Genomic DNA, 22,910 nt, shown 5'->3' with positions numbered 1-22,910 from the left:
CGATTCGGTCATCCTCCGGTCCCCAGGTCGCCCCGGTCGCGGCCGGGGTCGACGGCGCTCGACGACTCCGAACCGTCCGCTCCGGGGGGCTCCGAGCCCGCGGCGGCGTCGCCGTCCGCCGGCGACCCGGCCCCGGCGTCGACGCGGGCGACACCGGACGTGTCGTCGAAGACGAGGTGGCGGTGCGGGTACGCCATCTCCACGTCCGCGTCGGCCAGCCGCTGCCGGATCTGCGTGTTCACGTCCGATTGGACCTTCGCCAGCTTGTACGGCTTCTTCACCCAGTAGCGGAGGCGGAGTAAGATTCCGTCGTCGCCGAACTCGTGGAGCCGACAGTCCGGTCCGGCCATGTACCGCGCCACCCCGATGCGGATGTCGGGCCCGCCGTCGATGACGGCCTCGCAGTCCCGCGCGGCGCGCTCGACGAGCCGGCGCGCCTCCGGGATGTCGCTCTCGTAGGTGACGAGGACGTCGATCGACCGCCGTGTCCGCTCGTCCTCGGCCGAGAAGTTCGTCACGTCGCGCTCGCGCATCGTCCCGTTCGGCACGACGAGGAACGTGTTATCGAGCGTGAATATCTTCGTGTAGCGGATCGTGATGTCCTCGACGAACCCGGTCGTCCCGTCCTCCAACTCGATCATGTCCCCGATCTCGAACGGCTGGTCGGCGAGGATGAAGACGCCGTTGATGAAGTTCCCCACCAGCGGAGCGAGGACGATACCGATGACCGCCGAGAACACCGCCGTCCCGACGAGGAGTTCCTCGAACTGGAAGCCGGCCGCGCTGAGACCGACGAGGAGCGCCGCCCCGATCGTCCCCACTCGGACGCCCCGGACGATCGTCTGCGCGACGCTCTGTCGCGACACGCGACGCGCCACCGGCCGGCCGATCAGTCGGACGAGGAAGTTGGCGACGACGACGCCGAGCGCGACGGACGCGACGACCGTCAGAACGCCGGTTCCCGGGAGATCCGCGAGCCGCGAGACGAGCCCGTCGAGCCGCGAGACGACTCCCGCCATCGCCGCCCCCTCCGGGAAGACCATGGGAATTCGCCGTCGGCCATCCGAAAAAGCGTTTCTCCCCGCGTACGTCCGGCGGCGAACCGGCCGGCGGGTCCCGCGGTGAGGACCACGCTCCGAAAACGCGTACAACTCGACTCATAGTAAAAAGCTATAATCCCCGCCCCCGTTCGTCTGACCATGACCGACGATCTCCGGGACACCCTCGACCGCGTCGGGGACCGGTTCAACCTCGGCGAGTACGAGATCGACGCGTACCTCGCGGTGTTGGAACACGGGGAACTGACGGCGAGCGACATCGCCGACCGGACCGACATCCCGCAGCCGCGGGTGTACGACACCGTCCGGAGCCTCTCGGACCGCGGGCTCGTCGAGCTCCGCGAGTCGCGGCCGATGAAGATCGTCGCCGTCGACCCCGACGACGCCTTCGGCGAACTGCGCTCGTCGTTCACGGAGATGGTTGACGAGCTGGAGGCCCGATACACCGCGCCGACGCGGGAGACGGAGGCGGTGTCGCTCGTGAAGTCGCGCTCGACGATCCTCCGGTACCTCGAAGAGGTGATCGCGAACGCGGAGTACGAGCTCGCCCTGTCGCTCACGCCCGGGCTCCTTCGGCGGTTCCGCGACGAACTCGCCGCGAAGGTCGCCGCGGGCGTCAGCGTCGAACTGCTCGTCACGCCGGCGTCGAACGCGCCCGATCCGACGGAGTTCGACTACCTCGAAGTCGCGACCATCGCTCGCGCTCGCCGCGGGATTACCACGCCGGTCCTCGCCGTCGGCGACGGCGAGTACTCCGTGTACGCCACGCAGGACGCGCTGCGAGACGACCGCGAGCGCTACGGCGTCATCTTCAACCGCTCCGCCCTCGGCTTCCTCGTCTCGGGCTTCTTCGGGACGGTTCTGTGGACGACCGCGGAGACGCTCGCCGCCGACGGGGAGGAGCGGCCCTTCCCGCGCCGCTACGCCTCCATCCGCCGCGCCGTGAAGGACGTCCGCGAGTTCGACGACGAGGAGTTCTACGCGACCGTCGAGGGCCGTGACATCGAGACCGGCGAGGAGGTGACGGTCCGCGGGAAGGTGGTCGACGTCGCGATCGTGGAGACGGAGGAGGTCGCGTCGCTCGTCGTCGAGACCGAGAACGGGCGCGTCGAGATCGGCGGCCGCGTCGCCGCCTTGGAGGACGTCGAGGGGCAGGAGATCGTCATCGGCCGCGACGAGCCGCCCGCGCTTTGAGGCGCCTTCGGGACACTGCGGCGTCGCCGTTCAAGTGTGTGCGCCCCGAAGCGATCCCGTGACCGACGACGGCTTCTCCGACGATGGATTCTCCGACGACGGGTTTTCCAACGACCGAGAGGGACCGACCGTCTCGTGCGAACGATGCGACCGGGAGTGGACGCTCGACCGCGAGGTCGACGACCTCGATCCGGGGAGCCACGCGATCGAGCAGTTCGCGCTCGACCACGAGCGTCACACCGGCCACTACCCGGACGGCGTGACTCCGTGGGTCGCTCGGTGCGACCGCTGTCCCGACGGGGAGCGGTTCCTCTCCGAGCGGCCCGCGCGGCGCTGGGCGCGGACCCACGCCCGACACACGCGGCACCCGGTTCGGCTCGAACCCCCGAGAGGGGACCCCGAGGTCGTCTCGGCCGGCGACGAGGAAGACGGGTCGTAACGCGGTCGCGGTCGGTGCCGTCTACGGGCCGAGCGCCGCGATGTCGGCGCCGACCGCGGCGCGCGCGTCCGCCGGATTCGGATCGCTGTCGGCGAGGTGGGTCCACTCGCAGGCCGGCAGCGCCCCGAGCCGCTCCCGGATCGCCGGGCGGTACGGCGCGGCCGCCGCGACCCCGTCGCCGTCCCCCCAGACGTCGTCGATCACGGTCCGCGAGTCGATCCGGACCTCGACCGCAGCCGGGTCGCAGCGCGCGGCCACGGCTTCGAGCCCAAGGTGGAGCGCCGCGTACTCCGCGGTGTTGTTCTCGGCGCTGGTGCCGACCGGCCGGCCCAACTGAAGGAGTGGGTCGTCGTCGACCAGCAGCACGGCCCCCGCGCCGGCCGGCCCCGGGTTCCCGCGCGAGCTCCCGTCGACGTAGAGGACGACGGCGTCGCCGGCGGCCGCACGCGGGTCGTCGCTCGCCGGCGGCGGGTCGGCGGCGAGCACCTCCTCGACGGCGGTCCGGATCTCCGCGTCGGTCGTCGTCGGGTCGAACAGGCCGCCGTAGCCGGTCACGGCGGCGTCGATGGCGTCGATCGCCGGTCGCATCTCGTAGCCGTACAGCGCGAGGACGTCGTCGACGCGGCTCGCGAGCGGCGAGAGCCGCTCGGTGGGGAGGCGGTCCATCTCAGGCGTCGACCGCGCTTCGCGTTCCGTCCCGACTCATTACGAGTCCGTTCGGGAGCGGGCGGCAAAAGCCCGCGGTCGCGGCCGCGAACCGAACGCATTCCTCCCCGCCGCGCGTGGCCGTCGTATGGAGTACACCACGCTCGGGAGTTCGGGGACGAAGGTGAGCCGGATCGGGATCGGGACCAACACCTTCGGGGGCGACGCCGAGTGGCACCTCTCGGCCGAAGAGGCGCAGGACGTCGTCGACACCGCGATCGAACACGGGATCAACTTCTTCGACACCGCGAACGCCTACAACACCGGCGCGAGCGAGCGCGTTCTGGGCGAGACGCTGGAGGGGTACGACCGCGACCGGCAGGTGATCGCGACGAAGGGCTACTTCCAGATGGACGACGACGACCCGAACTCCGGCGGGCTCTCGCGGAAGGCGATCGAACAGGAGCTGTCGAACAGCCTCGATCGGCTCGGCACGGACGCGATCGACCTCTATCAGATCCACCGCTGGGACGACGAGACGCCGATCGAGGAGACGCTGCGAACGCTCGACGACGCGGTCCGACGAGGAGACGTTCGCCACGTGGGGGCCTCCTCGATGTGGGCCTACCAGTTCGCCGAGGCGCTTCACGCGGCCGAGCGCGGGGGGTACGAGCCGTTCGTCACCATGCAGAACCACTACAACCTCGCGTACCGCGAGGAGGAGCGCGAGATGGTCCCCCTCTGCGAGGGGCGCGACGTGGGGCTGATCCCGTGGAGCCCGCTGGCTCGCGGGTACCTCACGCGGCCACACGAGGAGCTGGAGGCGACCGTCCGCGGCGAAACCGACCAGTACCTCCACGACCGGCTGACGACGTACGCGGCGAACGGTGGCCGGAAAATAAACGAGCGCGTCGAGGAACTCGCCGCGGAGCAGGGCGTGAAGATGGCGCAGATCGCGCTGGCGTGGCTGCTCCATCAGGACGCGGTCGACGCGCCGATCGTCGGCGCGCGGAAGCCGGAGTACGTCGTCGACGCCGTCGAGGCGCTCGAAATCGACCTCTCGGACTCGGACCTCGACTGGCTGGCCGAGCCGTACGAGCCGGTCCCGATCGACGGCCACGACTGAGCGGCGGGCCGGGCAGCCGCCACACCGACAGCGTATTTACGCCGGGGGTCCCACCGGTCTGACATGACGCTCGTCGTGGTCCCGGTCCGATTCCCTCCCTCGTCGCACTCGGCGGCGACGCTCCGAGAGGCGGCTCGCATCGCCGAGGAGCGCGGCGCCGACCTCACGATCCTCCACGTCGACCTGTACCAGCGCTCGGGCGGCGTCTCGCGCAGCGACCTCAAGCGCGCCGTCGAGGAGCGGATCGGTCGGCTCGACCGCGCGCGCTACGTCGTCCGCCGCGGCTTCCTCGTCGAGGAGACGATCCTCGAAGAGATCGTCGCCGAGGGGGCCGATATCGTCGTCATCGGCTCGAAGCAGGCCGGCCGGTGGCGGCGGATGGTCCAGAAGCTGCTCTCCGACCCGGACATCGACTCGTTCCTGCGCGGCGAGCTCGACTGTACCGTGATCACGGTCGACGCCGACGGCGAGACCACGGGCGACGAGGCGGAAAGCGGCGACGACGGCGACGTCCCCCTCCCGAACGACGGCGACTGAGCGTCCGGCGCGTGGGCGGGGAACGCTCGTCGGGCTCGTGGGCGGGGAACGCTCGTCGTCCCCGCAGTCCGTCTACTCCGCGACCTCGTACTGTCGTTCGTACTCGATGACGGTCGCCACGCGGTCGGCGACGTCGCTCCCGAACTCGCGTTCGACGACGTACAGCGCCAAGTCGATCCCGGACGTGACTCCCCCCGCGGAGAGGAGGTCGCCGTCGTCCACGACGCGCGCCTCGACGACCTCGGCGCCCGACTCGCGGAGCTCCTCGATCGCCGAGGCGTTCGTGACCGCCCGGCGGCCGTCGGTGACGCCCGCCTCCGCGAGCAGCATCGACCCGGTACACACCGAGGCGATGCGCGTGCCGGCCGCGTGGTGCGCCGCGAGCGCGTCCGGCACGTCGCCCTTCTGTGCCTCCGCCCACGCGCTCGCCTCCTCGTCGCGCGCGCTCCACCCGCCCCCGGGAACGACCAACAGGTCGGGCGCGTCGTCGGCTTTCGGGTCGGGGAGCGTCCCGTCCACGCCGACGCGGGTCCCGTGGCTCGCGGTCACGCGTTCTCGCTCGTCGAGCGTGACGTACCGGACGCGGCCGGCGCGGTCCTCGTCGTCTGTGGCGTAGCGGAGCGCGTAGTCGAACACCTCGTACGGGCCGATCCCGTCCAGTTCGTCGAACCCGTCGTAGATCAGAATATCGACGTTCACACCGGTCCGCAGGGCGGCGGACGGCTTGTGCGTTCCCCCTTAGAAGAGCCCGAATTTCGGACCGTCACCGCCGCTTACTCGCCCGCGCCCCACTCCGCGACGCGCTTCGGTCGGTCCGACACCGCCATCACGTCGAGGTCGTCGCCCGCGTGGTCGAGCGCCTCCAGCGCCGCCGTCGCGGAGGCGTGCGTCGAGAAGTAGGTGATCTCCTCCTCGACGGCCACCTCCAGCAGGTCGCGCTGGCGCGAGACGATGAGGTCGAGGTCGCCGCGCTTCGCCGCCTCGATGAGGTCCGTCGCCTCGCTGAGATCGAAGTGCTCGGCGTACCCGTCGACGAGCGCCTCGCCCGCCTCAGTGCCTGGGTCCGGGAACTCCTCGGCCGAAAGGTCGACGACGGCGGTGCCCGACTCCGGAATGGGCTTTCCGGTCGAGTCCTGCGCCTTGTCGTACGCCTTGCCGAAGGAGGTCGCGGTGCCCATCACCTCGCCGGTCGACTTCATCTCCGGGCCGAGCCGCGGGTCCGACCCCGGCAGGCGGTCGAACGGGAGGACGACCTCCTTCACGGAGCGGTGTTCGGGGATCTGCTCGTCGACGTCGAGGTCGGCGAGCGTCAGGTCGTCGGTCATCACCTTCGCCGCGAGCTTGGCGATGGGGACGCCCGTCGCCTTCGAGACGAACGGGACCGTCCGCGAGGAGCGGGGGTTCGCCTCCAGCACGTACACCTCGCTTTCCGCGTCGCTCTCGACGCCCGTGACCGCCAGCTGGACGTTGAGCAGGCCGACCGTGTCGAGCGCGCGGGCGATGTCCTCGGTGACCTCGCGGACCCGGCCGAGCGTCTCCTCGCCCAGCGACCGCGGCGGGATCATACACGCGGAGTCGCCCGAGTGGACGCCCGCGCTCTCGACGTGCTCCATCACGCCGCCGAGGAGGACGTCCTCGCCGTCCGCGACCGCGTCGACGTCCAGCTCGACTGCGTCGTCGAGGAACTGGTCGACGAGGATGGGTTTGTCGGGAGAGACGCGGACGGCCTCCTCGATGTACTCCTCCAGCTCCGCGTCGTCCTCGACGACCCGCATCGCGCGGCCGCCCAGCACGTAGGAGGGACGCACGAGGACCGGATAGCCGATCCCGTGTGCGAGTTCGAGCGCCTCGGCCTCGCTCGTCGCGGTGCCGCCCTCGGGCTGGGCGACACCCAGCTCGTCCATCAGGACGTTGAACCGGTCGCGGTCCTCCGCGAGGTCCATCGCCTCGACGCCGGTCCCCAGAATCTCGCAGTCGAGCCCGCGGCGCTCGATCTCGGCCTGAAGCGGTTCGCCCACGTTGACGGAGGTCTGCCCGCCGAACTGGACCATCACGCCGTCGGCGCCGGTGGTCTCGATCACGTCGGCGACCTCTTCGGCGGAGATGGGCTCGAAGAACAGCCCGTCGGAGGTGTCGTAGTCCGTCGACACCGTCTCGGGGTTGTTGTTGATCACGTGCGCGTCGATGCCCAACTCGCGGAGCGCGCGCACCGCGTGGACCGCGCAGTAGTCGAACTCGACGCCCTGCCCGATGCGGATCGGGCCGCCGCCGACGACCACGACGCTCTCGACGTCGGGGTCGACGCGAACCTCGTTGGCCGCGCCCGCGGTGTCCGCACCCTGAAGGAACTCCGGCAGCCGCGCGGAGTAGTAGTACGGCGTCGAGGCCTCGAACTCGCCGGCGCAGGTGTCGACCTGCTTGTAGGTGCGGTCGGGCACCGCCGTCTCGACCTCGCCCACGTCGGCGTCGACGCCGCCCGCGGTCGCGGTCGCCGCGATCTCCGAGTCGGTGCGGCCGACCATCGCGGCCTCGGTGAAGTCGCCCTCGGCGGCCGCGGCGGTGCCGTCGGCGATGTTCTCGAACCGCTCGACGTACCAGCGGTGGATGCCGGTGAGGTCGATCACGTCGTCGACGGCGTAGCCGCGGTCGAACGCCTCGAACATCGCGTACGGGCGGTCCGGGCTGGGGCGTTCGAGGTACTCCGACTCCAGCTCGTCGTCGTCGACCGCGTCGAAGTCGACGGCGGGGTCGTACTCGGAGGAGCGCAACGCCTTCACCATGCTCTCCTCGAAGGTCCGGCCGATCGACATCGCCTCGCCGGTCGACTTCATCGCCGTGCCCAGCTCGAAGTCCACGTCGTCGAACTTGTCGATGGGCCACCGCGGCACCTTCGTCACCACGTAGTCGATGGCGGGCTCGAAGGCGGCGGTCGTCTCGCCGGTGATCTCGTTGTCGATCTCGTGGAGCCGCTTGCCGAGGGCGACCTTCGCGGTGACGCGGGCGATCGGGTAGCCCGTCGCCTTCGACGCGAGCGCGGAGGAGCGCGAGACGCGCGGGTTCACCTCGACGACGCGGTACTCGCCGCCGGGCGTCCCGTCGTCGTGCCACGCGAACTGGATGTTACAGCCGCCCTGAATACCGAGGTCGCGGATCACTTCGAGCGCCGCGTCGCGCATCTCTTGGTGGCCGTCGTCGGGGATCACTTGCGACGGGGTGACGACCGTCGACTCGCCGGTGTGGATCCCCATCGGGTCGATGTTCTCCATGTTACAGATGATGATACAGGAGTCGTCGGCGTCCCGCATCACCTCGTACTCCAGTTCGACCCAGCCCGCGATGGACTCCGTGATCAGCACCTCGCTGTTGCGCGAGAGGCGGAGCCCCTTGCGGACGCGCTCGACCAGTTCCTCGAACTCGTCGACGACGCCCGAGCCGGAGCCGCCGAGGGTGTACGTCGTCCGGGCGATGACGGGGAGCCCGCCGACCGCGTCGACCGCGTCCTGAACGCGCTCGCGGAAGTACTCCTCGTCGAAGTCGGTGACCGACTCGTCGTCGTCGAGGGAGATGGTGGTCGACTTCGGCACCGGCTGGCCGAGCCCCTCCATCCGCTGGCGGAACAGGTCGCGGTCCTCCGTCGCGTAGATGGTGTCGAGCGGCGTCCCCATCACCTCGACGTCGTGTTCCTCCAAGATTCCCTCCTCGGCGAGTTCGGCGGTGACGTTGAGTCCGGTCTGGCCGCCGAGGCCGGCGATGACGCCGTCCGGCTCCTCGATCCGGATGACCTCCGCGATGGCCTCGGGCGTGATCGGCTCGATGTACACCCGGTCGGCCGTCTCGGGGTCGGTCATGATCGTCGCGGGGTTCGAGTTCACCAGGACGACGCGGGCGCCCTCCTCCTGAAGGGCGCGACACGCCTGCGCGCCGGAGTAGTCGAACTCGGCCGCCTGCCCGATCTGGATCGGTCCGCTGCCGATGAGTAGAATCGTCCGGTCCTCGCTCATTACGCGGACGGAATACGCTCATCGTAATAAGGTCGGCGGTAGAGTACGAATCTCGCAGCGAGTTTGCGATTTTCGCAAGTTAATTCGCACCACGGTGGATGATATGATACACCACGATAGTCGATACCTTCCATCACGAGCCGGGACTCGACGCACGGCCCGTACAGCGCGGCACCGTCGAATCAACGGCCTGAGCCGCCCACCACAAGGAATTTACCGAGATGTCGAGATTTTCGGAACGACATGCCCTGTTCCCGCCGCCGTGCCCTCCAACTGCTCGGCGGCGCCGGCGTAGTACCTAGCGTAACTTTTGAAGATAGTCACCGAGGTGATCATCGATCCAAGAGGCTGCGAAACTAATCTGAGCTGTAAGCTTCTCAANGCTGAGGTGACGGACGATCTCTTTACGGCGATCCCCAGACATAGCTACACATCAAACTCTACCTTCATAACTTCTACTAGGCACTATGCCGGCGCCGCCGGCTGTCTCAGCCCCGGCAGCCTCGACTCGTACGCGCTCATCGGCGACGATCTGGACCTTTCTTCGGTCGGTCGACCCTACCTGCGGCCCGATCCGACCGCGGTTGACGCCGTGACTCGCGTCGACTTCGCGACTGAGACGAAGGAGGCCTCCCTCTCGACCCTGTTCGAGACCGGGAGCGTGACCGTCAAACAGTGGCCGCTCGTCGGTCGGGACGCGTGGGGGACCGAGACGCGACCCCGCCCGACGTTCATCGAACGCGACGGGACCTTCTACGAGGTTCGAATCGCCGACGAGCGCGTCCTCGAACGCGAGCGGTGGCACTTCGCAGTCGACCGGATCGACGAGACGCCGCCCGACGACGCGACGGTCGCCCGGCCGCCGTTCGACCTCTCCGATCAGGACCAGCGCGTACTCGACGCGGCGCTCGACGCCGTGTACGCCGGCCACGACGGCTTCCTCGGCGACCCCGAGTTCGACGAGCTTCAGACGGTCGAGTTCCACCACGACCTCGACGCCGACGCCAGCGCCCTCGTCCCGTCGCCGCCGTTCGAGTTCGTTGAGTACGAAGACGAGTACTTCCGGGCGGTCGCGGAGCGACGGACCGTCGACGTTCCGGAGTGGACGTACGCGATCAGCGAGATAGCCGACCGGCGGAGTCGGTTCGACGAGTACGCGCGGGCGGCGATCGTCGACCGCGACTTCGACGCGGCCGGGCTCTCGGCGGGCGCGCGAGGGGTGCTCGACGACGCGCTCGCCGAGGACCCGCGCCGCTACGAGGAAGGCGCGCCGCCGTCGGACGAACTCGGTGAGGCCCTCGACGCGCTCGGCATCGCCGGCGACCTCGAACCGATCGAGCGCTACGACGACCGCGTCGACTTCCGGAACGTCGTCGTCGAGTACCGAGATGGCATCTCTCGGTTCGACCTGATCGTCACGCCGTAGAGGTGTCCGCGAACCGCCGCCAGCTGACCGCAGATCCGCCCCTCGGTGCGGCGGGATCGCTCCGCGTTCCGAGCCGGCTCAGGTTTCGAGCCGGTACCGGTACGGCTGGCCCGCGATGACCTCGACCTCGCCGCGCTCGGCGCGGCGCCCGAGTACCGTGGCGACGCGGTGCGGGCTGTCGATCCCGTCGCATTCGTCGCACTCCTCGACGAGCGCGAGGATCTCCCGGGCCGTCAGCGGCTCGTCGGCCTCGGCGAGCACGCCGCGGATCCGGTCGTACCGGTCGTATTCACCGGCGCTCATACGTCTTACGTATGGTCTCCGAACATATAGGGTTCAGTGAGACAGGAGTCGGACGGTTGTCTGACACGTGGCGTGAGACGGGTTTTTTTGGAGGTTTGAGCGGATTTGCGAAAACCGACCGGCGGCGGGTCGTCTCGATTAGGCGTACGGGTCTTCGGCTTCGAGGTCGCGCTCCGCGCGGTACTGCTCGACGAACTCGCTCACGTCGAACTCGACCATCTCCTGTTCGAACGCCGACAGCGCCTCGTCGTCGTCGGCGTGGCTCACGGCGTGTTCCATCAGTTCGACAACGAGTTCGACGACGACCTCGTGGAGGCGCCGGGAGTCGAACTCCGTCACCCACACCATCGCGTACCCCACGTCCGCGTTCTCGCTGGCGTCGTGCGAGACGACCGCCTCCGGAAACTCCTCTAAGACGACGCCGAGCAGGTGCGGCGTGTCGAACTCCGGCATCTCCTCGCTGGTCGTCTCGATCGCCTCGCGGAGGACCTCGACGAGGAAGTCCGGGAGGAACCGCTCCGGGGGGTGGACGTCCATCACGACAGCGTGGGTCTCGCCGCAGTCGCACTCGTACTCGCGCATCCCGAGGTCGAGTTCGCCGACGCCGACCGTCTCCCCGCAGGGTAGCTCCAGCGCGTTCTCGTCGCCGCCGGGGACGCGGGGCTGAGACATGGCTCCGCCTTAGTCGCTGTCGAGGTTAAAAGGAGCGGAACAGGTCGGTCGTCGGCCGGAGCGACGGCGACCGCGACGCCCGCTACTCGAAGTCCTCGTCGCCGGATTCTTCGTCGCCCTCGGCGGATTCGTCGTCGTCTCCGGTGGACTCGCCGTCTCCGCCGTCCGTCTCCACCTCCGCTTCGATCTCGATCTCGATTCCGTTCGCCTCGTAGGTCGCTTCGAGGACCTCGGCGTCCTCGCGTTCGACCTCCAGTTCGTCGCGGTCGACCTCCACCTCGACCTCCACGTCGACGGTCACGTCGTCGGGCATGGTTCACACTACGCGCGCGAAAACGGAAAAATGCCTCCGAAGGCGCCCCCGGTCGGCCGCGTTACTGGAATCCGATGCGGCCGCCGGTGTCGCGGAGCGACTCGCCGCCGCCGCCCTTGAACTGCTCTCTGACGTCCTCGTAGTACGCGAGGATGTCCTCGTTGATCGTCGGCCGCACCGACTCCATCGCGCGCCGGAAGTGCTTCATCTCGACCTCCTCGGCGTCGTCGTCGTCGCGCAGCGCCTCGATGGCGGCCTCGCGGGCGATCCCCTCCAAGTCGGAGCCGACGTAACCGTCGGTGATCTCGGCTATCTCGCGGAGGCTCACGTCGGGCGCGAGCGGCGTGTTCTCGGTGTGGATGTCGAGGATCTGCTCGCGGCCTTCCTGATCGGGCTGGCCGATCATCACGAGGCGGTCGAACCGGCCGGACCGGAGCAGCGCCGGGTCGATCATGTCCGGGCGGTTGGTCGCGCCGATGACCATCACGTCGCCCATGTCCTCCAGCCCGTCGAGTTCGGTGAGGAGCTGATTGACGACGCGCTCGGAGACGTTGTTCCCCATCTCCTGCCCGCGCGAGGGCGCGAGGCTGTCGAGCTCGTCGAAGAAGATGATCGTCGGGCTCACCTGCCGGGCCTTCCGGAAGGTCTGCCGGATCGCCTTCTCCGACTCGCCGACCCACTTCGAGAGCAGCTGCGGTCCCCTGACCGAGATGAAGTTCGCGTTCGTCTCGTTGGCGACCGCCTTCGCCATCAGCGTCTTCCCGGTCCCGGGCGGCCCGTACAGCAGCACCCCCTTCGGGGCGTTGACGCCCATGCGGTCGAACTTCTCCGGCGAGGTGAGCGGCCACTCGACCGACTCCTGGACCTGCTGTTGGGCCTCGCTGAGCCCGCCGACGTCGTCCCACGATATCTTCGGGAGTTCGACGAGCACCTCGCGCATCGCGGAGGGCTCCACCTCGTTGAGCGCGCCCGAGAAGTCGTCGCGCTTGACGATCATCCGGTCGATGAGGCTCGGCGGCACCTCCTCTTCGTCGAGGTCGATCTCTGGCAGGTACCGGCGCAGCGCCTTCATCGCCGCCTCCTTCGTCAGGCTCTCGATGTCGGCGCCGACGAAGCCGTGCGTCTCGTCGGCGAGGTGGTCGAGGCTCACGTCGTCCGAGAGCGGCATCCCGCGGGTGTGGATCTGGAGGATCTCCTTGCGGCCGACCTCGTCGGGAACGCCGATCTCGATCTCGCGGTCGAAGCGCCCGGGGCGGCGGAGCGCGGGGTCGACGCTGTCGACGCGGTTCGTCGCGCCGATGACGATCACCTGCCCGCGGGTCTCCAGCCCGTCCATCATCGTCAGCAGCTGGGCGACGACGCGGCGCTCGACCTCGCCGGTGACGTCCTCCCGCTTCGGCGCGATCGAGTCCAGCTCGTCGATGAAGATGATGCTCGGGCTCTCCTCCTTCGCGTCCTCGAATATCTCCCTGAGCTGCTGTTCGGACTCGCCGTAGTACTTCGAGATGATCTCCGGGCCGGCGATCGAGAAGAACGACGCCGAGGTCTCGTTGGCGACCGCCTTCGCGAGCAGCGTCTTCCCCGTCCCGGGCGGGCCGTGAAGCAGGACGCCCTGCGGCGGCTCGATCCCGAGCTTCGAGAAGATCTGCGGGTGTTTCATCGGCAGCTCGACCATCTCGCGGACGCGCTGGATCTCCGACTGGAGGCCGCCGATGTCCTCGTACGTGATGCCGCCCCCGGTCTTCTCGAAGCCGGAGATCGGCTCCTCGCGCAGTTCGACTTCGGTGTCCTCGGTGATGAGACAGACGCCGTCGGGCTCCGTCTCGACCGCGATCAGCGGGATCGCCTGCCCGGGCGACCGCATGAACGGGTGGTTCGTCGACGACATCACGGGGACGATGTCGCGCTCGACAACCGGGCGCTTGAGTATCTGGCGTTTCACCATGCCGGCGGCGTCGGAGCCGAACTGGACCGACGCCTCCTCGGGCGGGGCCAAGACGAGCTTGTCGGCCTTCTCGGCCTCCGCCTTCCGGATGGTGACGCGCTCGCCGATCCCGACGTCCGCGTTCTGCCGGGTGAACCCGTCCACGCGGACGGTGTCGGTGTTCCAGTCTTGGCGGTCCGCGCGCCAGACCTTCGCGGCGGTGGTCTCCGCGCCCTCGATTTCGATGATGTCGCCGGGCGAGAGCTTCAGGTGTAACAGGGTGTCGGGGTCGAGTCGGGCGATGCCGCGCCCCGAGTCGTTCGGGTACGCCTTCGCCACTTCGAGTTGGACTTCGTTCATGATTCCTCGCGGGGGATGGTGGTATCTCCTTCCGGTTCGGGAATAAGCCTGTTGCCCGTCCCGGCGCCGCCCGGCGCCGAGCGCCCGACGCCCGCGTCAGGTTGTGTTATCATATAGCACGGTTAGGTATCCGCTCTTAAAACCTCGTCGTAAGCGTGCGTTTTCGCCGTGGACTCGCGGTCGGTCGCACCCGCCGTTTTTGCCGTTTTGCGGCGACGTTCCGACGTGTTCGACTTACTATTGGATTTGACGGTATGGCGCGCGCCTCCGAGCGCCCGAAGGGCGCGAGGAGCGCGTGCGAGGTCGCCGGCGCTACGCGCCGGCTGCCAGAGGGACCGGAGGTCCCTCACTGGAGTCGGCCGACCGAAGGGCGGCCGACGAGGCTGGGGAGGGGTGAGGTGCGGTGCTGTGCGGGCGGGGGGACTCAAAGGGGCAGCCGGGAGGATGGCACAGGCGACGTAAGCACTGGAAGGAGCGAACAGCGTGAGCGACTGAAGCGCGCAACGAGCGTGTGCCATCCTCCCGGCTGGGGCTTTGGAGGTACTGTTCGGAGTAACACCTGAGTATGACCGAGCGCCGGGGCTTTGGCGGTGTTCCGCGCGGCGTCGTCGACTATCTATACATTGGAGACGACCGTCCTGCGGAGACGCTTAACCGACTATCCGACAGAATGGACGTCGCCGATCCGGGGGTATTTGTCTGCCAGTCGCCTCGGAGAATCCATGCGAACGCTCGTCTTCGACGGCCGGACCGGCGCCGCCGGCGACATGATCTGCGCGGCGCTGATCGCGGCCGGCGCCGACCCCGACGTCCTCGCCCCGGTGAGCGAGGCGCTCCCAGTCCGATACGAGGTCGGCGAAACCGAGAAGAACGGGATCCGCGCGACGACCGTCGACGTCCTCGTTGACGACGGAGATGAGACGGTCGAGACCGACAGCGACCACGACCACGGTCACGGTCACGGCCATGATCACGACCACACGCACGACACGAACTCCGCCGAACCGGACAAACCCGCCGAGGGCGCCGGCGTTCACCGGAGCTACCGCGAGGTGGTCGGCCTCGTCGAGTCGATGGGGCTCCCTGCCCCGGTCGAGTCGACCGCGCTCGACGCCTTCGAACTGCTCGGCCGCGCCGAGGCGTCGGTCCACGGCACCGACCTCGACGACACCCACTTCCACGAGGTGGGCGCGGACGACGCGATAGCCGACGTGGTCGGCGCGGCGCTGCTGCTCGCCGACCTCGACCCAGACCGAGTTGTCACCACGCCTGTCGCCGCCGGCGGGGGGACGGTCGAGATGAGTCACGGCACATACCCGGTTCCCGCCCCGGCAACCACCGAGATCGCGACCCGCGCCGATTTCCGGATCGTCGGCGGGCCGATCGACCGCGAACTGCTCACGCCGACCGGCGCCGCGATCTTGGGAGCTGTCGCTGAGGGCGTCGACGCGGTCCCGGACCTGGCGGTCGAACGCGCCGGCTACGGCGCCGGCGACGCCGACTTCGAGCGCCATCCGAATGTCCTGCGCGCGCTCGTCGGCGACGGGGGAGACCCCGGATCGGACGACGACCGCGAGGAACACGGCGCCGACCACGCACACGGCGGCCACTCCACCGACGGGTCACTCGTCCACGACGACATCGCCGTCTTGGAGACGAACCTTGACGACGCCGCGCCGGAGGTCCTCGGCGGGCTTCAGGAGACGCTCAAGCGGGCCGGGGCGCGGGACGTGACGATCGTTCCGACGACGATGAAGAAGTCCCGCCCGGGCCACCTCGTGAAGGTCATCTGTAAGCCCGAGGACGCCGAGGCGGTCGCCGAGCGACTCGCCCGCGAGACGGGGACGCTCGGGGTGCGCCAGTCTGGCGCGAGCCACCGCTGGATCGCCGAGCGCGAGTTCGAGACGGCGACGCTCCGAGTCGACGGCGCGGACCACGAGGTGAGCGTGAAGGTCGCCTCGACGACGGCGGGGGCGGTGTACGACGTCAGCGGGGAGTACGACGACGCAGCCGCGGTCGCGGAGGCGACCGGCCTCCCGATCCGCGAGGTCCTTCGGCGCGCCGAGGCCGAGGTCCGGGAGCGACTCTCGGGGGAGTAGGCCGAGGGAGGACGACCCCCACTGCCGTCAGTCGGGCGGGTCGACGCGCTCGACCCGCTCGGGGTCGACGCCGAACCCGTCGGCGAGGCGCTCGCGGACGCGGTCGACGACGACGAACCCCGCGGCGTCGTCGGGGTCCGTGTCCGGACCCGCTTCCTCGCCGACCGCGAGGGTGGCGACCGCCTCAACCGTGGTGTCGTTGAGGCCGGGCCGGAGGCCGGCGATCTCGATCTCCTCGACGCGGAGACCGTCGATTCGCTCGATCTGTGCTCTGGCGCCGGCGACGAGGTCGCCGGTGGCCGCCTGCGAAACGCGGACGGTCACCGTGGCCTCGACCGACGGCGTGTGGATGGCTGCCGCCATACGCCCTCGCCGCGAGTCGAACGCGGCGCGGCCGGTCGACTCCCGGTTCGAACCCGGGAAGCGACAGATCCGCGTCCTCGAACGCGCCGACGGCGAGCCACCGACTGGGGTCGGCAGCCGGGCCACCGGCGGCGCTCGCGAGGGGACGGCCGTCAGGCTCGACGCGCGCGACGGACAGCGGCGGCTGGAGAGAACGGGAGATGGTCCGTCCCGCGGGGGAACTCCCCAGCCGACGCGCGTCACGCGGTCGGGCGGACGGACCGTGAGTTCGGAGCCGAATACCCGATCCCGATCCACCCGAGGAACGCGACGCTCGCGGACCGCGCGAGCGTCGAGGTGGTGGAACGGGTCATGATCGGACTCCGCGGCGCCTCGGGCGCCGTTATCCACCTCGTGTGTCGGTTTCGTATTAAAATTATGTTAGTTATGCGACCACATGCCACGGCGGGTTTGGTTCGGAAGTCCCCGAGAACCCGCCAGAGCGGCCGCCGGCGAGCCGTTCCGTCGACGCCGAGACGACAGGCCTATGCCGGCTCCCCGACCAGTTGCGGACAAGCAGACCGCCATGATCGAGCGAATCCACACGTCGGACGTCGAACCGGACGCGGACGAGGTCGCCATCGCCGGCCACGTCCACGAGATCCGCGACCTGGGAGGCCTCGTCTTCCTCATCGTGCGCGACCGCGAAGGGCTCATCCAGATCGTGTTCAAGGAGGAGCGCGAGCCGGACCTGTTCGAGGCCGTTCAGGACGTCGGCGCCGAGGACGTGGTCCGCGTCGTCGGCGAACCGCTGGAGAGCGACCAGGCGCCCGGCGGCGTCGAGATCGCGCCGACCGAGTACGAGGTCATCGACGAGGCGGAGTCCCCGCTCCCGCTCGAGATCTCGAAGGACATCGAGGTCGACCTCTCGACCCGGCTCGACAACCGCGCGCTCGACCTCCGCAAGCCGGAGACGCTTGCGGTGTTCACCCTCCGTTCGGAGCTGATCACCGCGATGGAGGAGTGGTTCGAAGACGAAGGGTTCGTCGACATCAAGACGCCGCTGATCTCGAAGGGCGGCGCCGAGGGCGGCGCGGAGCTGTTCCCGATCCTCTACTACAACCAGGACGCGTTCCTCTCGCAGAGCCCCCAGCTGTACAAGCAGATGCTGATGGCCTCGGGGTACGAGGCCGTCTACGAGACGGGCACGGCGTTCCGCGCCGAGGACTTCGCCACCTCGCGCCACGTCTCCGAGATCGCGATGTTCGACGTGGAGCTGGCGTACATCGACGACGAGGACGACGTGATGGACGTTCAAGAGGAGTCGCTGCGCTACGCGCTCCGCGAGGTCGCGGAGAACGCCGAGCGCGAACTCGACCTGCTCGACGTCGACCTCGACGTGCCCGAGGACGACTTCCCGCGGATCACCTTCGACGAGGCGCTCGACATCCTCGAAACCGAGTACGGGCACTTCCCGGACGACCCGACCGACCTCGACACGAAGGGCGAGAAGCTCCTCGGCGAACACTTCGAGGAACAGGGGCATCCCGCCTTCTTCGTCGTCGGCTACCCCGACGAGAAGTTCTATTACATGCAGGACGTGCCGGAGGACGACATCGCCTCGCGGAAGTTCGACCTCATCTACAAGGGCCAAGAACTCTCCTCGGGCGGCCAGCGCGAACACGACGTCGAGCGCATGGTCGACGTGATGGAGGCGGAGGGCGTCGAGACCGCGAACTTCGAGTTCTACATCGAGGCGCTGAGCTACGGCACGCCCCCCCACGGCGGCTACGGGCTCGGCATCGACCGCCTCGTCCAGAAGGTCGCCGACCTCGACAACATCAAGGAGGCGATCATGTTCCCGCGCGACCCGAACCGGCTGGAGCCGTAGCGGGACGCGCTCGACTCGGGCAGGCGGGACTCCCCCCGGCTGTCCCGAGACTTCCCCCGACCGTACCCTGACACGCCGCCGCACGAGAGACATCCGACTCCCGCGCGAGCGACGATCGATCTGCCGGCCGTTTGCCGTCTGTTATAAACGACTCCTCCGATTCGACGATATCCGCCTTTCGAAGCCTCTCACGGCGGTTAAACCGAGTTAAATTGGGCGTAATTCGGCTGAACGGCTTGCGCCATTAAAGGGGGTCGGACCCAGAGGGTGAGTCGCAATGACCGCACTCAGAACGACGCTGCTCGTGGGGCTGGCCACGGTGGTACTGATCGGGACCGGCGCGGCCGCCGGTGCCGTCGCGGCGACGCCCGGCCCGGACAACGCCTCGGGCGACGCGGGCCCGCCGAGCGACCTCCCGGATCAGGTGCCGGACTTCGTCGGCGGCATCCTCGATAGCGTGAACGAGTTCCTCGGCGGCGGCGTCGACGACCTCGGCGAGACCGTGAGCGAGGTCGCCGGGAACGGCGCCGGCGAGGGCGACGCGGACGGCGGAACCGACGCGGAGGGGGAGGCGTAACGTGACGGACCACGCGCCTGACCTCGACGCGCTCGATCGCCGGACCTACCTCAAAGCGACCGGGGTCGCGGCCCTCGGGACGACCGGCCTCGCCGGCTGCGTCGGCCGCGCGACGGGAACGCTCGCGACGCAGGTGACCGACCAGCCGGCCGACATCGCGGACTTCGAGTCGCTCGTCGTCACCGTCGAGGGATTCTGGCTCGGTCCGGAGGGAGCCGACCCGGAGGAGAGCGACGACGACGGCAACGAGACCGACACGGACGACGGCGGCGACGACGGGTCCGCCGGCGGCAACGAGACCGACGCCGGCGACGAGACCGGCGACGAGGATGACGCCGCCGAGGGTCGCGAGTACTTCGAGTTCGACGAATCCCAGGAGGCTGACCTCGTCGAACTCCAGAACGGCGAGACCCAGCTCGTCGACGAGCGGGAGCTACAGACCGGCGAGTACCCGTATCTCCAGCTCGACGTGTCGTCGGCCGACGGGACGCTCACCGACGGGAGCGACGCCCCAGTCGACCTGCCGGGCAACGCGCCGCTGAAGTTCAACGAGCCGTTCGAGACCCGCGAGAACACGCGGACGACGTTCACCGCGGACTTCGCGCCGGTGTTGCGGGGGAACGGACGGTACCTCCTCCGGCCGGTGCCGAGCGGGATCGAAGTGGAGTACGAGGAGCCGGAAAGATCGGACGAGAGCGGTTCGAGCGACGGCAACGAGACCGACGGCTCGTAGCGACGCCGCAGTCCCCCGGTCCCCCGTTGAAGTCGCGTCGCGTCCGGCCGCTCGCTCCGCGCGAGCGCGGACCGCGCCGCGACTTCGGGGTCAGGGCTGGGTCGGTTCCCGGGATTCGGGGACCGGGGGAATGCGCGCGCCGTTGCGGTCGGTTCCCGAACAGAGGCACGCGTTCGCCGTCAGAGGCACACGACCCGCACGATCGTCCGCGCGACAACGCACACGGGCGATCTTCGTTTTCCCCGATCCGTTCACCGTTTCGGCGCTTTTTATTTCGCACCGAGTCAGGCGGCCGTCGCGTCCGACCGCAGGAACGTCCGGTAGAGCGGTCCGGCGAGCACCAGCGCGCCGACCGCGGCCATCCCGAGGATCACCGTCGGGTCGACGAGCGATCCGCCGCTCGCTGCGAGGCGGTCGATCGAGACGCCGACCGCGACTCCGGAGAGGACCCACGGCAGTTCGCCGAGCGCGGTGCCGGCCAGAAACGGTCGGGTCCGGACGCCGGCGGCCGCGGCCCCGACCGTCACCGCGTCGGAGGGGAGCGGCAGCAGGCGGGTCCCGGCCACGGCGCGGACGCTGCCGGACTCCGCCGCGAAGCGCTCGCCGGCCCGACAGAACTGGGCGGCGAAACCTTGTTCCGCTCCCGTTTCGGTGTCGTCGCCGAGCCGGATCCGCCCCGCCCGGGCGAGCGCGTACGGCGGGAGCGCGGTGCCGACGACGAGCGCGAGCGCGAACGGCGTCCCGACCCAGCCGTAGCCGAAGCCGACGGCGACGGGGAGCAGCGTCGTCGGCCACGCGAGGAGGGGTCTCACGGCGGCGAGCGCGACGACGGCGACCCCGAACCGGAGCGGGTCGGTGGCGAGCCAGCGGAGCCGCGAGAGCGCAGCCTCCGGCGACACCGCGAGCGCGAGCGCCGCCAGCGCGGCGACGACGGCGCCCGCGACCGCGTACCGCCCGAGCGTCGACCGGCGATTCACGCTCTCCGGTCTTCGGGCGCTCGGTAAACGCTTTGTGGGTGCGTTCGAGCGAGTGTTGAAGTCGTACGCTCGGGGGTCATGACAGCTTTCCGAGCGCCTCGAAGAAGTCCGACGGCGGCCCCGCGATCCGTATCGGCGGCGCCGTGCGCTCGACGGTCACCTCGACCGGGCCGTCGAGTTCGGCGGTGTCGCGGCCGTCGCTGACGACCGTCGCGCCCGCGTCGCCCGTGACCGAGACGGTGACCGTCGCGTCGGTGTCCACGACGAGCGGCGGCATCCCCTCGTCGGCGACCATCTCGTTGACGACCAGCCCGTCCACCTCGGGGTGGACCAGGGGCCCGCGCTCGGAGAGGTTGTACGCGGTCGATCCGGTCGGCGTGGCTACGAGGACGCCGTCGGCGTGGCCGCCGGCGTATCGGGACCCGTCGACGCGCACCTCGTAGTCGATCCCGCCGCCCGGACCGCGGCGCTCGCCCTGGACGACCACCTCGTTCGCGGCCGGCGTCGACGTCCAGTCGCCGGCGCTGGCGGCGAGCCGCGGGGCCTCGCGGACGTCCAGCCCCCCGTCGCGAAACGCCCGGATCTCGGCGCGGAGGGCGGTCGCGGCGTCCGCCGGCGAGACGGCGTTGAGGAAGCCCACCTCGCCGAGGTTCACCCCGACGATCGGGGTGTCGCCCGCGTTGCGCGCGACGAACAGGAACGTCCCGTCGCCGCCGACCGCGACGACGATGTCGCAGTCGCCGAACGCGTCGACCGGCCGGGCGTCGTCGCCGGCGTCGAGCGCCGCGGCGGTCTCCTCGTCCAGCCAGACGCGCTCGCCCGCGTCGGCGACGACGTCTCGTAGGGTCGCCGCGAGCGACGCCGCCCGCTCGCTCCCCTTCCGCGCCACGATGCCCACTTCCATGCGAAACCCATCCCGATCCCGGAATAAAAGCATGCGGACATCGGTGAGTCGGCCGAGTTCTCGCGACCTGAAAGCTCGCCGGAAAGTTTCAAGCCGCTCGGCCGCGTTGCTCGGCCCATGTCGACCCCCCACGGGCGGCGGAAACGATGAGCGAGGAGGACGACTGGTTCGACCGCGCGTTGCGCGAGACCGACGAGGAGTCGGACGAGCCGCCGGTCGACGGTGTGGAAGGCGGCTCCGACGGTGCCGCGAGCGACGCCGACGAGGCGGACGCGGTAGACGACGCGGAAGCCAGCGGGGATGATCCGGCGGGGGAAACGGAAGCCGCGAGCGACGACGAGTCCGCCGATCCGTTCGGCGGCGCCGTCGACGAGACCGACGCAGAGGGGGGCAACGGCGACTCCTTCGGCGACGGCGATCCCTTCGGCGGCACCGTCGGTGAGGACGCCGACTCCGGAGGCGACGAAACGAGAGACGGATCGGCGAGCGGGGGCGTTCCGGCGGACGCGTTCGGCGACGTCGACGCCGACGCCGGGTTCGACTCCTTCGGCGACGACGACCCCTTCGGCGGGAGTCGGGGTGGTGGCGGGTCCGGCGGCCGGTCGAGCGGCGGCGGAGCGGCGGGGGGTGGCGGCGACCCGTTCGGCGGCTACCGCGGCGCAGCGAGCGCGGGCGACGACCAGTTCGGGTTCGACGCGTTCGGCGACGACGCCGACGCCGGCGGATCGACCGACTTCGACGTCGACCCCGACGAGTTCGAGTCCGGGATCGATCGGACCGACATCGGGATACAGGGGCTCGACGACATGATCCTCGGGGGCGTCCCCAGCCGGTCGCTGCTGTCGGTCATCGGCGGGGCCGGTACCGGGAAGACGACGTTCGCGCTCCAGTTCCTCAACCACGCGCTCGAATCGGGGAACAAGGGGATCTACATCACGCTCGAACAGACGAGGGAGTCGATCTACGACACGGCAGACGAGAAGGGGTGGTCGCTCCGCGAACACGCCGCGGAGGACCGCCTCGCGGTCGTCGCCATCGACCCCACCGAGATGGCGAACTCGCTGTCGTCGATCCGCAACGACCTCGTCCGGCTCATCGCGGAGTTCGACGCGGACCGGCTGGTGCTCGACTCCGTCTCCCTGCTGGAGATGATGTACGACCACCCGGCGAAGCGCCGCTCGGAGGTGTTCGGGTTCACGCGCTCGCTGAAGGAGGCGGGGGTGACGACGCTGCTCACCTCCGAGGCGAGCGAGGACACGCCGTACACCTCGCGGCACGGCATCGTGGAGTACCTCACGGACGGGGTCTTCGTCCTCCAGTACGTCCGGGGGTCGGACTTCCGCGAGACCCGCCTCGCCGTCGAGATTCAGAAGATCCGCGACGCGAACC

Annotated in this window: 21 protein-coding genes; 10 read left to right on the top strand and 11 right to left on the bottom strand. The window is 69.6% G+C overall.

Translation table 11 applies throughout. From position 1 onward, the window contains the following. Positions 1 to 8: 8 nt before the first annotated feature. Positions 9 to 1,043 carry a mechanosensitive ion channel family protein gene (locus C463_RS10830; RefSeq protein WP_008443699.1) on the bottom strand — a complete coding sequence of 345 codons (1,035 nt, stop codon included), beginning with the start codon at positions 1,041 to 1,043 and terminating at the stop codon, positions 9 to 11. Positions 1,044 to 1,199: 156 nt separating this feature from the next. Between C463_RS10830 and trmB the strand changes: the two genes are divergently transcribed. Beyond that, entirely contained in the window at positions 1,200 to 2,252 is a 1,053-nt protein-coding gene (gene trmB, locus C463_RS10825; RefSeq protein ID WP_008443696.1) for an HTH-type sugar sensing transcriptional regulator TrmB, read from the top strand. Between the two features lie 58 nt (positions 2,253 to 2,310). Further along, entirely contained in the window at positions 2,311 to 2,691 is a 381-nt protein-coding gene (locus C463_RS10820) for a hypothetical protein (protein WP_008443687.1), read from the top strand. Between the two features lie 21 nt (positions 2,692 to 2,712). On the opposite strand, the gene C463_RS10815 is transcribed toward C463_RS10820, so the two are convergent. After that, positions 2,713 to 3,357 (bottom strand): ribonuclease HI family protein, encoded by a 645-nt coding sequence (locus C463_RS10815; RefSeq protein ID WP_008443686.1) that lies wholly within the window; start codon positions 3,355 to 3,357, stop codon positions 2,713 to 2,715. A gap of 127 nt (positions 3,358 to 3,484) precedes the next feature. Here C463_RS10815 and C463_RS10810 point away from each other — a divergent pair, with 127 nt between their 5' ends. Beyond that, on the top strand, positions 3,485 to 4,462 hold the full coding sequence (locus C463_RS10810) for an aldo/keto reductase (RefSeq protein WP_008443685.1): 978 nt from the start codon (positions 3,485 to 3,487) through the stop codon (positions 4,460 to 4,462). A 63-nt stretch (positions 4,463 to 4,525) separates the two neighbouring features. Next, complete coding sequence (locus tag C463_RS10805) at positions 4,526 to 4,999, top strand: universal stress protein (RefSeq protein ID WP_008443684.1); 474 nt, start codon at positions 4,526 to 4,528, stop codon at positions 4,997 to 4,999. A 72-nt stretch (positions 5,000 to 5,071) separates the two neighbouring features. Here C463_RS10805 and C463_RS10800 read toward each other — a convergent pair whose 3' ends face one another. Continuing rightward, positions 5,072 to 5,698, bottom strand: coding sequence for a DJ-1/PfpI family protein (locus tag C463_RS10800; protein WP_008443683.1), 627 nt, complete (start codon positions 5,696 to 5,698; stop codon positions 5,072 to 5,074). Positions 5,699 to 5,772: 74 nt separating this feature from the next. Then, positions 5,773 to 9,000, bottom strand: coding sequence for a carbamoyl-phosphate synthase large subunit (gene carB, locus C463_RS10795; protein ID WP_008443682.1), 3,228 nt, complete (start codon positions 8,998 to 9,000; stop codon positions 5,773 to 5,775). 448 nt (positions 9,001 to 9,448) lie between these two features. On the opposite strand from carB, the gene C463_RS10790 reads away from it, so the two are divergent. Continuing rightward, positions 9,449 to 10,426, top strand: a complete 978-nt coding sequence (locus C463_RS10790; protein WP_049905841.1) for a hypothetical protein — start codon at positions 9,449 to 9,451, stop codon at positions 10,424 to 10,426. A gap of 78 nt (positions 10,427 to 10,504) precedes the next feature. Here C463_RS10790 and C463_RS10785 read toward each other — a convergent pair whose 3' ends face one another. From C463_RS10785 to C463_RS10770, 4 genes are all read right to left on the bottom strand, one after another. Next, positions 10,505 to 10,729 carry a hypothetical protein gene (locus C463_RS10785; protein WP_008443677.1) on the bottom strand — a complete coding sequence of 75 codons (225 nt, stop codon included), beginning with the start codon at positions 10,727 to 10,729 and terminating at the stop codon, positions 10,505 to 10,507. A 138-nt stretch (positions 10,730 to 10,867) separates the two neighbouring features. Then, positions 10,868 to 11,401, bottom strand: a complete 534-nt coding sequence (locus tag C463_RS10780; protein ID WP_008443675.1) for a DUF5815 family protein — start codon at positions 11,399 to 11,401, stop codon at positions 10,868 to 10,870. An 82-nt stretch (positions 11,402 to 11,483) separates the two neighbouring features. After that, entirely contained in the window at positions 11,484 to 11,714 is a 231-nt protein-coding gene (locus tag C463_RS10775; protein WP_008443673.1) for a hypothetical protein, read from the bottom strand. Positions 11,715 to 11,775: 61 nt separating this feature from the next. Beyond that, positions 11,776 to 13,998 (bottom strand): CDC48 family AAA ATPase, encoded by a 2,223-nt coding sequence (locus C463_RS10770; RefSeq protein ID WP_008443672.1) that lies wholly within the window; start codon positions 13,996 to 13,998, stop codon positions 11,776 to 11,778. Positions 13,999 to 14,720: 722 nt separating this feature from the next. Between C463_RS10770 and larC the strand changes: the two genes are divergently transcribed. Continuing rightward, entirely contained in the window at positions 14,721 to 16,097 is a 1,377-nt protein-coding gene (gene larC / locus C463_RS10765; protein WP_008443670.1) for a nickel pincer cofactor biosynthesis protein LarC, read from the top strand. A gap of 27 nt (positions 16,098 to 16,124) precedes the next feature. On the opposite strand, the gene C463_RS10760 is transcribed toward larC, so the two are convergent. Continuing rightward, positions 16,125 to 16,460, bottom strand: a complete 336-nt coding sequence (locus C463_RS10760) for a hypothetical protein (protein ID WP_008443668.1) — start codon at positions 16,458 to 16,460, stop codon at positions 16,125 to 16,127. Between the two features lie 565 nt (positions 16,461 to 17,025). Here C463_RS10760 and aspS point away from each other — a divergent pair. The 3 genes from aspS to C463_RS10745 all read left to right on the top strand — a co-directional run bounded on the left by aspS (position 17,026) and on the right by C463_RS10745 (position 19,640). Beyond that, positions 17,026 to 18,330, top strand: coding sequence for an aspartate--tRNA(Asn) ligase (aspS, locus tag C463_RS10755; RefSeq protein WP_008443666.1), 1,305 nt, complete (start codon positions 17,026 to 17,028; stop codon positions 18,328 to 18,330). 277 nt (positions 18,331 to 18,607) lie between these two features. Further along, complete coding sequence (locus tag C463_RS10750; RefSeq protein ID WP_008443664.1) at positions 18,608 to 18,907, top strand: hypothetical protein; 300 nt, start codon at positions 18,608 to 18,610, stop codon at positions 18,905 to 18,907. Position 18,908: 1 nt separating this feature from the next. Then, on the top strand, positions 18,909 to 19,640 hold the full coding sequence (locus C463_RS10745) for a DUF4382 domain-containing protein (protein WP_008443662.1): 732 nt from the start codon (positions 18,909 to 18,911) through the stop codon (positions 19,638 to 19,640). A 284-nt stretch (positions 19,641 to 19,924) separates the two neighbouring features. Here C463_RS10745 and C463_RS10740 read toward each other — a convergent pair whose 3' ends face one another. Beyond that, positions 19,925 to 20,617 carry a VTT domain-containing protein gene (locus tag C463_RS10740; RefSeq protein WP_008443660.1) on the bottom strand — a complete coding sequence of 231 codons (693 nt, stop codon included), beginning with the start codon at positions 20,615 to 20,617 and terminating at the stop codon, positions 19,925 to 19,927. A 76-nt stretch (positions 20,618 to 20,693) separates the two neighbouring features. Next, the gene (locus C463_RS10735; protein ID WP_008443658.1) at positions 20,694 to 21,521 is read right to left on the bottom strand and encodes an NAD(+)/NADH kinase; all 828 of its coding nucleotides are present in this window, start codon (positions 21,519 to 21,521) and stop codon (positions 20,694 to 20,696) included. 146 nt (positions 21,522 to 21,667) lie between these two features. On the opposite strand from C463_RS10735, the gene C463_RS10730 reads away from it, so the two are divergent. After that, positions 21,668 to 22,910 (top strand): KaiC domain-containing protein (locus C463_RS10730; protein ID WP_008443656.1); only part of this gene is annotated, 1,243 nt, incomplete at its 3' end.

The organism is Halorubrum californiense DSM 19288, assembly GCF_000336875.1.
GTDB classification, from domain to species: domain Archaea; phylum Halobacteriota; class Halobacteria; order Halobacteriales; family Haloferacaceae; genus Halorubrum; species Halorubrum californiense.
The sequence above is the reverse complement of the archived record's forward strand: the minus strand, read 5'-3'. Positions and strand labels throughout refer to the sequence as shown.